At 66.2% G+C, this 11,560-nt stretch carries 6 protein-coding genes; all 6 read left to right on the top strand.

Annotation, left to right across the window (positions count from 1 at the left end; translation table 11 throughout):
* Positions 1–211: 211 nt before the first annotated feature.
* The 6 genes from AC3A6B_RS02815 to AC3A6B_RS02790 all read left to right on the top strand — a co-directional run bounded on the left by AC3A6B_RS02815 (position 212) and on the right by AC3A6B_RS02790 (position 11,559).
* Positions 212–1,546, top strand: coding sequence for an NAD(P)/FAD-dependent oxidoreductase (locus AC3A6B_RS02815; protein ID WP_487835217.1), 1,335 nt, complete (start codon positions 212–214; stop codon positions 1,544–1,546).
* Positions 1,547–1,647: 101 nt separating this feature from the next.
* A complete protein-coding gene (locus AC3A6B_RS02810; RefSeq protein WP_487835216.1) occupies positions 1,648–2,325 on the top strand; it encodes a response regulator transcription factor in 678 nt (225 codons plus the stop codon).
* Between the two features lie 506 nt (positions 2,326–2,831).
* Entirely contained in the window at positions 2,832–3,647 is an 816-nt protein-coding gene (locus AC3A6B_RS02805) for an MHYT domain-containing protein (RefSeq protein WP_487835215.1), read from the top strand.
* A 240-nt stretch (positions 3,648–3,887) separates the two neighbouring features.
* Positions 3,888–4,133, top strand: a complete 246-nt coding sequence (locus tag AC3A6B_RS02800; protein ID WP_487835214.1) for a helix-turn-helix transcriptional regulator — start codon at positions 3,888–3,890, stop codon at positions 4,131–4,133.
* A gap of 3 nt (positions 4,134–4,136) precedes the next feature.
* On the top strand, positions 4,137–5,474 hold the full coding sequence (locus AC3A6B_RS02795; RefSeq protein ID WP_487835213.1) for a type II toxin-antitoxin system HipA family toxin: 1,338 nt from the start codon (positions 4,137–4,139) through the stop codon (positions 5,472–5,474).
* A 229-nt stretch (positions 5,475–5,703) separates the two neighbouring features.
* The gene (locus tag AC3A6B_RS02790; protein WP_487835212.1) at positions 5,704–11,559 is read left to right on the top strand and encodes a GAF domain-containing protein; all 5,856 of its coding nucleotides are present in this window, start codon (positions 5,704–5,706) and stop codon (positions 11,557–11,559) included.
* The last annotated feature ends 1 nt before the right edge of the window (position 11,560 follow it).

Below are 11,560 nucleotides of genomic sequence, written 5' to 3'. Positions count from 1 at the left end.
GAGTCCGGCTACGGCCGCGAGGGCTCGGTGCACGGGCTGGACGACTACATGCACATCAAGTACCTGTGCCAGGGGCAGCTGTAGCAGCGCTGGGCCTCGGCCTGGAATACTGGCGCGCCTCCACAAGGTGGCCGTGCCCGGCGAACCGATCGGGTCGTCGTGGCCCGGCCGCACTGAAGCGATCGCACATGCCGGTACGGAGGCCCCAGCCATGAACAACCCAGTGCAGAGGCACCGCGTCGTCATCGTGGGCGGCGGTGCCGGCGGCCTGGAGCTGGCCACGCGCCTCGGCGATACGCTGGGCAGGCGCGGCATGGCGGACATCACGCTGATCGACAAGCACCGCACCCACGTGTGGAAGCCCAAGCTGCACGAGATCGCCGCGGGCAGTATGGACCTGAGCGCACACGAGGTGGACTACCTTGCGCAGGCGCACTGGCACCGCTTCCGCTTCCGGCTCGGCGAGCTCACCGGCATCGACCGCGAGCGGCGCGAGGTGCATGTGGCGCCCTACATGGACGACGAGGGCCGGCTGGTCACGCCGGCGCGCGCCTTCGGCTACGACACGCTGGTGGTGGCCATCGGCAGCCTCAGCAACGACTTCGGCACGCCCGGCGTGCGCGAGCATGCGCTGCGGCTCGAGTCGAAGGCGGACGCGCAGCGCTTTCACCGGCGCATGGTCAACGCCTGCATCCGAGCGCACGCGCAGACCACGCCGCTCAGACCCGAGCAGCTGCACGTGGCGATCATCGGCGCGGGCGCCACCGGCGTGGAGCTGGCGGCCGAGCTGCATCGCACCACGCGCGAGGTCGTGGCCTACGGGCTCGATCGCGTGGACGCCGAGAAGGACATCCAGGTCAGCGTGATCGAGGCCGCCGACCGCGTCCTGCCCGCGCTGCCGCCTCGCATGTCCGCCGCCACCGAGGCGCTGCTGCGCAAGCTCGGCGTGGACGTGCACACCTCGGCGAGGGTGGCCGAGGTGCTGCCCGAGGGCGTGCGCCTGGCCGACGGCCGCACGCTGCCGGCCGAGCTGGTGGTATGGGCCGCGGGCGTGAAGGCGGCCGATTTCATGAAGGACATCGCGGGACTCGAAACCAACCGCAGCAACCAGCTCGCGGTGCTGCCGACGCTGCAGACCACGCGCGATGCCGACATCTTCGCCATCGGCGACTGCGCGGCCTGCGACTGGCCAGAGGCCAACGACGGCAAGGGCGGCCTGGTGCCGCCGCGCGCGCAGGCGGCGCACCAGCAGGCCTCGCACGTGGCGGCGCAGATCCGCCGGCGCTTGGGCGCAAAGGCGCTCAAGCCCTACCGCTACCGCGACTTCGGCTCGCTGGTGTCGCTCGGCGAGTTCAGCACCGTCGGCAACATGATGGGCGGGCCCGTCGGCGGCAGCCTGATGATCGAAGGCCGCTTCGCGCGGCTCATGTACATGTCGCTCTACAAGATGCACGAGCTGGCGCTGCACGGCCTCGTCAAGGTCTCGCTCGACACGCTCGCCCGCCTCATCACGCGGCGCACCGAACCCCACGTCAAGCTGCATTGAGGCGTTGCATGAGAGAACCGAAGACACAGCCTGCCAAGCGGTTGGCGGCTCGTGCGACGCCGTAAGCGGGTGAGGGCAGGGGATCAACGAAAGAGGCCACTATGAAAATTCTCGTCGCGGAGGACGACCAGGTGCTGGCCGACGCGATCCTGCATAGCCTGCGCGCCTCGGGCGCAATGGTTGACCACGTGACCACCGGCTCGGAGGCCGATACGACGCTCATCACACATAGCGAGTTCGACCTGCTGATCCTCGATCTCTATCTGCCCACCCTGCACGGCCTTGAGATCCTCAAGCGCCTGCGTGCCCGCGGGTCGCACCTACCGGTGCTTGTACTCACAGGGGCAAACAGCGTGGAGGAGCGCGTCAAGAGCCTGGACAACGGCGCCGACGACTGCATGGCCAAGCCCTTTAGTTTGGAGGAGCTCAAGGCGCGCGTACGCGCGCTGTCGCGACGCGTCATGAGCATCTCTGGCAATGCGATTAGGCATGGCCCGCTGGTCTACGATCAGGCTAGCCGATTGACCACGCTCGACGGCAAGATGGTGGACCTGTCGGAGCGGGAGCTGACCCTGCTCGAGGTGCTGCTGCAGCGTGCTGGGCGGCCGGTCAGCAAGGACCAGCTGGTTGCGCGCCTGTGCGAATGGGGCGAGGAGGTGAGCCTGAATGCGATTGAGGTGTACATCCATCGTCTGCGCAAGAAGATCGAAAAGGGACCGGTGCGCGTCGCAACGGTTCGCGGGCTCGGTTGCTATTACCTGGAGAAGATTTCGGCCTGAGTTGCAGGGCCAGGCGCGGTCAATTCGAGAGCTTCGGCGCAACGCCTCACCAGCGGGCGACGCGCTCATGAAAGAGCCCACGGTTACCGGGGCATCCGGCCAGGGATGGCGTGAGCGCAACTAGTTGGCGTTCCCAGGCCATTCCTATGAGGGCGGACCGAAGTGGCCGTCGCGATCGACGACGGGACGCGCGGCTAGTTTGAGCATTTATTAGCAGTTGCTTGCTTTCCGAACCTGCGCGGGCAGGTGTCGTTCGGGCATTTGCGTCGCCTACCTAAGCTCAAGGAGCCTGGCGAGCCGCGAGCCGCCTGGGTGGCTGTTTGGGGATTTATTAACCCGGAACACTCTGGCTGCTACCGGCAACCGCCGGAATCGGCCCAAAATTGCACGTTCCCCAGCGACAGCTCGCCCCGGAATTCATGCGCGTCAGAGCCCGCAGCCCTACGATCACATCCAGTTCGCTCCAACTGGCACCCGGTGTCACCGCCCTCATGCAAAGGAACGCCATGGATCCCTTCGTCGGCCAACTGCTGTCTCCGCGCTACGACTCCGGAACCATCGCGCTCTCGTATGTGATCTCCTTCTTCGGCTCACTGCTGGCCCTGCTGTGCGCCCACAAAATGGTGCGCAGGGACGGCACGCTCGACCTCTCCATGCTGGCCTGCGGCGCGGTGTCGATGGGCGGTATCGGCATCTGGTCCATGCACTTCATCGGCATGGCGGCCTACAGGCTACCCGTGTCGATCGCCTACGACGTGCCGCTGACTGCTCTTTCGCTGGGCGCCGCGATCGTCATGTCGGGCATCGCCCTGTACTTGGCCGGCGGCAAGCGCTTTACCCGTGGCGGCTGGCTGGCCGGCAGCCTGCTGGCGGGTGTCGGCGTGTGCGCGATGCACTACATCGGCATGTTCGCCATGAACATGCGCGCCAGCATGAGTTTCGACCTGGTCGTCGTGGCCGTCTCAGTAGCGATCGCCGTCGGCGCGGCGGCGACGGCGCTGTGGCTGGCCTTCAACCTCACGGAGCTGGCGCACCAGTTCATCGCGGCCGCGGTGATGGGCGTCGCCGTGTGCGCAATGCACTATACCGGCATGACGGCGGCCACCATGGTCTGCATCAGCGCCGCACCGGCGGCCTCCTACCTGATGGGCGACGGCAACATGGGACTGGCGGTTTTCAACACGGCGTCCGTGGCGCTGATCTTCATTGTCAGCAGGATCGAGATCGACGACTGGCTCGATATCGTCAGGGCCAAGCGGCGCAGCGTCGCGCTGCCGTCAACAGCAGCTCCTTCGGCCCCGCCCGGCCGTGCGCAACCGTGAACTGACCGAGCTTTTGCGCCATATCACCGCCATTCGGTCGTGGTTCGCTGCTGCAGAGTGAAGAGCACGCGCCGCATTGAAAGCGGCGCCTCGCGCGCCATTGCAGCAGGCCGTCGCCGCCGCGAAGGTTGCAGCGCGCGTATTCATGTGGCAGATAGGGTACTTTTATTTGTGTAGCACATACTTGCCAAATATCCGTGAAACAGATAAAACGCAAATATTCGTCAATCGGATAATTCGATGGCCCAGTTTCTCTCAAATCCCGCCCAACTCGGGCATCTGCTGTCGTCCGCGCGGCGCCGCAAGAAGCTGACCCAAGCGGACGCCGCCCGACATGCGGGCATCAGCCAGAGTCGGCTGTCGGTGCTGGAAACGGCCCCCTCCGCGATGACCGTCGCGCAGCTCTTGGCGTTGTCGGCGCTGTACGGGCTGCGCGTCACGATTGAAGAAGATCAGGCGGCCGCCTCTTCGACCGCGGAGTGGTGAGGCATGGGCCGCAAAAGCCATGCCAAAGCCCTGTCCCTGTGGGCTAACGGACAACGCGTCGGCACTTGGCGCATACCGACCAGGGGAGAGATGGAGCTGCAGTACGACGAGGCCTGGATGAAATCCGAGCTCGGCCGGCAACTCTCCCTTTCTTTGCCGTTCGGCGTCGACACCACTCCGCTTCGCGGGGCTCGCGTTCAGAACTACTTCGACAACTTGCTCCCCGACAGCGAAGCCATCCGGCGTCGCATCGCCGCGCGCTTCAAGACAGCCTCTCTCGACCCCTTCGACCTTTTGACGGCCATCGGCCGAGACTGCGTGGGCGCTCTCCAGCTTCTGGGAGAGGACGAGGTTCCCAAGCGCATCGACATCATCGACGGCGCAGCAATTGGCGAGGGCGAGATTGAAAAGCTGCTCATCGAGGCCGTCACCGCGCCAGGGCCGGGAGCGCATGCCGACGATGACGACTTGCGCTTCTCAATCGCCGGCGCCCAGGAAAAGACGGCGCTGCTCTGGCACGATGGCAAATGGATGCGGCCGCACGGGGCCACTCCGACGACCCACATCCTGAAGCTTCCGTTGGGCCTCATCGGCAACAGGAAGGTCGACCTGAGCACGTCCGTCGAAAACGAATGGCTTTGCATGAAGATCCTGCGGGCATATGGCCTGCCAGTAGCGGAATGCGACATCCGAACCTTCGGCAAGCAAAAGGTCCTGAGCGTGACGCGCTTTGACCGGCAACTCCATTCGAGCGGCACCTGGTACCTGCGGCTGCCTCAGGAGGACTTTTGCCAAGCCCTCGGCCGCTCGCCGCTCGCAAAGTACGAAGCCGACGGCGGGCCGGGGCTCGTCGAGCTGTCCACGCTCCTGAAGCAATCGACGCGGCCCGGCGAAGACCTTCTCACCCTATTCAAGGCTCAGGTCCTGTTCTGGCTGCTGGCCGCGCCGGATGGCCACGCCAAGAATTTCAGCATCCATCTCCTCCCGCGGGGCCTCTTTCGCATGACCCCGCTCTACGACGTCATGTCCATACTGCCCGCAATGGGCAACGGGCCGAACCAGTTCAACTGGCACAAGGCGAAGGTGGCAATGGCAGTCTCCGGCAAGAACCGCCACTACCTCATGAAGGACATCCAGCGCCAGCACTTCAACGCGACGGCCCGGAAGTGCTTCGGCGTAGACGTGGAGTCCATCATCGGCGAAATTCTGGCAACGACTCCGGTCGCAATCGATGAGATGTACCGCTCCCTGCCGCCCGGATTTCCGCCGCAAGTTGCCGAAGGCATCCTTGAAGGGCTACGCGATGCCGTCAAGCGGCTGGAGGCCATGCCCGCTGCATAAGCGCCCCACCGGGTACGCAACTCCCGCTCCTCACACGCGGGACTGACAGCCGCGCATCGCACCCAACTCGCCACCGACGCAGTCGACAGCGCCCGGTCCTGACATCTCGTGCCGACATCGGCAAGTGAACAGCCTGCCAAGCCGTACACCGGCTGGCCGCTTCGCCGTAGACTTCAGAACATGTGCGGCACCCGCGCATCACCCTCTGATCGCAGGAGGCAATTGCCACATGGCAAGGTCCCGGTCCCGGCCGCTGTCGAAGAGTGCGTTCCGCGCCGAAGCTCACCGGCGCGAGCCTTTTGGGCGCCTGGTCCGCAGCGGGCTTCGCCTGAACGAATTGCGCCGCGAGAGCGAGCTGTACCAGATCCTCAAGGACGAGGCGACCGAACTCAGCGGCGCGCAGCGCGTGCTGCTGGTGCTCGAGGCCGACGAGGGCCTGCGCATCGCCGCCTCGATGCTGCCGCAGGGCGAAGACGTCGCCGGCCTGCTCGGCGCCATTGGACCCTGGCTCGCCGACACCCGCCACACCCGCGCCGTGAGCCTGCGGCACGGGCCCGATGGTGCCGATCCTGCTGTCCAGCGCTCATGCTTCATCGCTCCGCTGATCGTCGGGCACGCGCTGGTCGGCTACCTCTACGCCGACATCGATGGCGCGGTCGGTCGCTTCCATGACGCGGAGCGCGACCTGCTGGCCATGCTTGCGAGCCAAGCGTCCGTGGCCCTGGCCAATATCCGCTTCCGTCAGGGCCTGGAGCGCACGGTGGCCGAGCGCACGGCCGAGCTCGCGCAACGCGCCAGCGAGCTCACCCTCATCAACAGCATCCAGCAAGGCGTGGCCGCAAGGCTGGAGTTCCAGGCCGTCATCAACCTGGTGGGCGACAAGCTGCGGGAAGTGTTTGCCACCGGCGACCTGAACATCGTGTGGTGGGACGATGAGACCAACCTGATCCAAGCGCTGTACCGCTACGAACACAATGTGCCGTTGCCGCTCCCGCCGGCGCGGCCGTTGAAGCCCGGCGAGGCCGCAGAGCGAATCCTGCGCGAACGCCGGACCGGAGTGGCGAACACGCGCGAGGAGCAGACCCGGATCGGCATGAGCCCGGCGCCGGGAACCGATTGGGCGCATTCGATCGCCGCGGTCCCCATCATCGGCAGCGAGCGCGCCCTGGGCGCCATCGTGCTGCAGAACCACGAGCGTGAATACGCCTTCGGCAGCAACGAGGTCCGGCTGCTCGAAACGGTGGCCGCGAGCATGGGCCTGGCGCTGGAGAACGCCCGCCTGCTCGACGAGACGCAGCGCCGCGCGCGTGAACTGAAGGAGGCGCTGGCGCACCAGACCGCGACCGCCGAGGTGCTGCAGGTCATTGGCAGTTCGGTGGCCGACACCGGGCCCGTGTTCGACAAGATCCTCGAGTGCAGCGACCGGTTGTTTGCCGGCATTTCGTTCGCCTTGCTGATGGTCGACGAAGAGGGTCGGCTCGCCTTGACGCGTTGGAGGATGCCGGCCGCCGGCCGCGCCGCGGGCGAGGCCCGCACAGACGAGGTCAAGTCACTGGTGCAATCGAGCTACCCGATGGCGCTGGCCAATGCGGTTGCCGAACTTTCGTTCCGTACCGGTGAGCTTGTTGAGTTTGCCGATGTGCTGAACGACGAAGGGGCGCCGCCGGCATTGCGCCGGAACGCCGAGCATCTTGGAAGCAGCTTTGCAAGCCTGTCTGCGCCGCTGATGTGGAAGGGGCGCGGCATCGGCATCCTCAGCATGCAGCGCGGCGAGGTTGGGCCATTCAGGCCCAGCGAGCGAGCGCTGCTCAAGACCTTCGCCGACCAGGCGGCGATCGCAGTCCAGAACGCGCGGCTGTTCAACGAGACTCAGGACGCGCTGCACAAGGTCGAGGAACGCACCGCCGAGCTGGCCGAGTCCCTCGAGTACCAGACCGCGATCAGCGACGTGCTGCGCGTCATCAGCGAATCGCCGACCGATGTCACGCCCGTGTTCGAGGCGATCCTGGACTGCGCGACGCGGCTGCTCGGCAGCCCGACTTCCGCGATCTTCAGCTACGACGGCCGCTTGGTTCATCTGGCGGCCACCCGGAACTGGGCTGCACCGGCGCTGGAGGCGGCACGCGCGCTGTACCCGGCGGCGCCCGACCCGCACCTGATGAGCGGTCGCGCCATCATCGAGCGAAGGGCCTTGAGCATCGAGGATGCGGGGTCGGACCCGAACTACGACCGCACGATGGCCACGACCGGAAACTGGCGCCGGATGATCGCGGCACCGATGCTCAAGGACGGCGAGCCGATCGGCGTGATCGCCACCGCGTGGCTGGAACCCGGCAAGACGCCGCGACGGCAGATCGACCTGCTCAAGTTGTTTGCCGACCAAGCCGTGATCGCGATCGAGAACGTGCGGCTGATCAATGAAACCCGGGAGGCGCTCGAGCGCCAGACCGCGACATCCGAGGTGCTGAAGGTCATCAGCGGCTCGCCGACGGACGTGCAGCCGGTGCTCGACACGGTGGCCGAGCGCGCCGGCCTGTTGTGCCGGGCCGACGGCAGCCGGGTGTGGCTGGCCGTCGGAGAGCACCTGCGCGCGATGACGAGCTATGGCCCGGCGTATGGCGACTACTCGCTGGGCGCAGAGCTGCCATTGCGCACCAGCTCGATCGGCGGCCGTGCGTTCCTGGAGCGCCGCTGCGTGCATGTCGAAGACGTCGTGCCCCTGCTCGACACCGAGTATCCGGACGTGCGCGAGCTCCAGGCGCGCAATGGCTTTCGCACGGTGCTGGCGGTGCCGATGCTTCGCGACGGCCAATCGATCGGCGTGATTGCGCTGCTGCGCAACCAGGTGCGGCCTTTTGCGCCGGCGGAGATCGGCCTGGTGCAGACCTTCGCCGACCAGGCGGTGATCGCCATCGAGAACGTGCGCCTATTCAACGAAACCAGGGAGGCGCTGGAGCGGCAGACGGCAAGTGCCGAAGTCCTGCAGGTCATCAGCGCCTCGGTGGCCGACACAGCGCCGGTGTTCGACAAGATCCTGGATCGCTGCGCCCGCCTGTTCCGCAGCTCCGAGCTCGGCATCCTGATCATCGACGAGGAGCAGCGGCTGTTGCGCTCCGCGGCCTACCGCGGCGAGTCAGCGCCGGCGGTGGCGCGCATCTTTCCGCTCCCGCTGCGCGAGGAGCCGGTCCACCAGGCGATTCGCGAAAACCGCGTCCTGCGCTACGCCGACGTGATGTACGGGGCCGATACGCCCAAGAGCGTGCGCAACGTCGGGGTGATGCTCGGGATCGGCAACTACTCGCAGGTCTTCGCGCCGATGCAGTGGGAAGGGCGGGGCATCGGCACGCTGTACGTGATCCGCAACCCGCCCGTGCCCTTCAGCGAGCAGGAGGCCGGGCTGCTGAAGACCTTCGCCGACCAGGCCGTGATCGCGATCCAGAACGCGCGACTGTTCAATGAGACCAAGGAGGCACTGGAGCAGCAGACCTCCACGGCGTCGATCCTGCGCGTGATGAGCAGTTCGCCCACCGATGCCCAGCCCGTGTTCGAAGCGATCGCGGAGCGCGCCAGGGCGTTGTGCGGCGCGACCATCGGCACGGCCACGCGCTTCGACGGCGAACTGCTGCACATGGTGGGCTATCACGGCACGACACCGGAAGCGGAGGCGTCCATGCGCGCCGCGTTTCCGATGAAGCTCGGGCGCGGCTCCAGCAACGCGCGCGCCATCATCGAGCGCGCTCCGGTGCAGATTCCCGATGTGCACGCGGACGAGGAGTACGAATTGAATGCACAAGCAAGGCAGGCGTGCTTTCGCAGTGTGCTGTCGGTCCCACTGCTGCGCGAGGGCCGTCCCATCGGCACCGTCGGCGTTGCGCGTGAGCAGCCCGGCGCCTTCCCTGCCAAGTCTGTTGCCCTGCTGCAGACCTTCGCCAGTCAAGCCGTGATCGCGATCGAGAATGCACGCTTGTTCCGTGAGACCCAGGAAGCGCTCGAACGGCAGACAGCGACAGCGGAAATCCTGAAGGTCATTGCAAGTTCGCCCGCCGACGTGCAACCTGTCTTCAACGCCATCGTTCAAAGCGCGCGGCAGTTGGTCGGCGGGTTCTCCGCGACGTTGTTGCGGCTCATCGACGATTCGATCCATCTGGCCGCCTACACACCCACCAGCGAGGAGGGCGACCAGGCGCTGAAGAACTACTTTCCCGCCCCGCTGACGTCAGACTATATCTACCAGCCCCTGGTGACGGGCAAGCCGCTTCTCATGGAGGACATCGAGGCGAATGCGCAGGTCTCGGACGCATTGCGAGCGCTGGCGCGCCTCAGGGGATGGCGCGGCCAGGCAGGCGTCCCGCTGGTACACGAGGGCGTGCCCATCGGCATGATCAGCGTAACCCGCATTGCGGCCGGGCCGTTCTCCGGCCACCAGGTGGAGCTTCTCAAGACCTTCGCCGACCAGGCAGTGATCGCCATTCAGAACGCCCGGATGTTCAGTCAGACGCAGGAGGCGCGCGCCGCGGCCGAGGCCGCCAACGAGGCAAAGAGTTCGTTCCTCGCAACCATGAGTCACGAGATTCGCACGCCCATGAACGCGGTGATCGGCATGAGCGGCTTGCTGCTCGACACGAGGCTCGACCCCGAGCAGCAGGACTACGTCGCGACGATCCGCGATTCGGGCGATGCGCTCCTGACCATCATCAACGACATCCTCGACTACTCGAAGATCGAGGCCGGGCGCATGGACATCGAGTCGCACCCGTTCGAGCTGCGCGACTGCGTGGAGGCGGCGCTCGACCTCGTCAGCACGCGTGCGAACGAGAAGCAGCTCGACATTGCCTATGTGTTCGAGGGCAACGTGCCCGCTGCTGTTAGCGCTGACCTCGCGCGGCTGCGGCAGATCCTGCTGAATCTGTTGAGCAATGCGGTGAAGTTCACTGAAGCCGGCGAGGTGGTGTTGACGGTGAGTTCGGAAGTCACCTGCGCCGGCAAGGTCGCGCTAACCTTCGCTGTGCGCGACACCGGCATCGGTATGTCGGCGCAAGGCATGAGCCGCCTGTTCCAGTCGTTCTCGCAGGCCGACTCGAGCACCACCCGCAAGTACGGCGGCACCGGCCTGGGCCTGGCGATCAGCAAGCGGCTGGCCGAGCTGATGGGCGGACGCATGTGGGTGGAAAGCGAGGGTTTGGGCAAAGGTTCGACCTTCTTCTTCACCATCGAGGTGCCGGCCGCGAATCTGCCGCCGAGCCAGCGCCGAGACTATGTCGGCGTGCAGGCCGAACTGCAGGGCAGGCGCGTGCTGATCGTCGACGACAACGCGACGAACCGGCGCCTGCTCGCGCTGCAGACCGGGAAGTGGGGCATGAGTTCGCGCGACACGGAGTCGCCGCTCGAAGCGTTGCGCTGGCTCGAACAGGGCGAGCGCTTCGACCTCGCGGTCCTCGACATGCACATGCCCGAGATGGACGGCATCGAGCTCGCGCGGCGCATCCGGGCGAGCCACGCGGTGCTGCCGCTCGTGCTGTTCAGCTCGCTGGGGCGGCATGAGACGCACGCCACCGAATCGCTCTTCGATGCGTACCTGGCCAAGCCGATCCGCCAGTCGCACCTTTTCGACACGCTCGTGAGCCTGCTTGCGCACGACGCGACAGCGAAGCCGGCAGCCGCTGATGCAGCCAAACCGCAGATCGACCCGACGATGGCAGCACACCATCCGCTGCGCATCCTGCTCGCCGAGGACAACGCAGTGAACCAGAAGCTCGCCATGCGCCTGCTGCAGCAGATGGGCTACCGCGCCGATCTCGCCTCCAACGGCATCGAGGCGGTGGAGTCGGTGAAGCGCCAGGCCTACGATGTGGTGCTGATGGATGTGCAGATGCCTGAGCTCGACGGACTGGACGCGACACGGCAGATCTGCAAGCTGCTGGAGGCGCCGCGGCGGCCGCGCATCGTGGCGATGACGGCCAACGCGATGCAGGGCGACCGTGAGATGTGCATGGCCGCAGGCATGGACGACTACCTGACCAAGCCGATCCGCGTCGATCGGCTGGTCGAAACGCTCAACAGCGTTCCCGCAAGAAAGGACCGATGAG

It is taken from the genome of Variovorax sp. Soil_C_33, from assembly GCF_057656935.1.
Note: the sequence above shows the minus strand (reverse complement) of the source record. Positions and strands in the feature narration are given on the sequence as shown.

Excerpts from the sequence above, each read along its gene's own strand:
- AC3A6B_RS02815 (WP_487835217.1), top strand. The coding sequence starts at position 212 with ATGAACAACCCAGTGCAGAGGCACCGCGTCGTCATCGTGGGCGGCGGT.
- AC3A6B_RS02810 (WP_487835216.1), top strand. The coding sequence starts at position 1,648 with ATGAAAATTCTCGTCGCGGAGGACGACCAGGTGCTGGCCGACGCGATC.
- AC3A6B_RS02805 (WP_487835215.1), top strand. The coding sequence starts at position 2,832 with ATGGATCCCTTCGTCGGCCAACTGCTGTCTCCGCGCTACGACTCCGGA.
- AC3A6B_RS02800 (WP_487835214.1), top strand. The coding sequence starts at position 3,888 with ATGGCCCAGTTTCTCTCAAATCCCGCCCAACTCGGGCATCTGCTGTCG.
- AC3A6B_RS02795 (WP_487835213.1), top strand. The coding sequence starts at position 4,137 with ATGGGCCGCAAAAGCCATGCCAAAGCCCTGTCCCTGTGGGCTAACGGA.
- AC3A6B_RS02790 (WP_487835212.1), top strand. The coding sequence starts at position 5,704 with ATGGCAAGGTCCCGGTCCCGGCCGCTGTCGAAGAGTGCGTTCCGCGCC.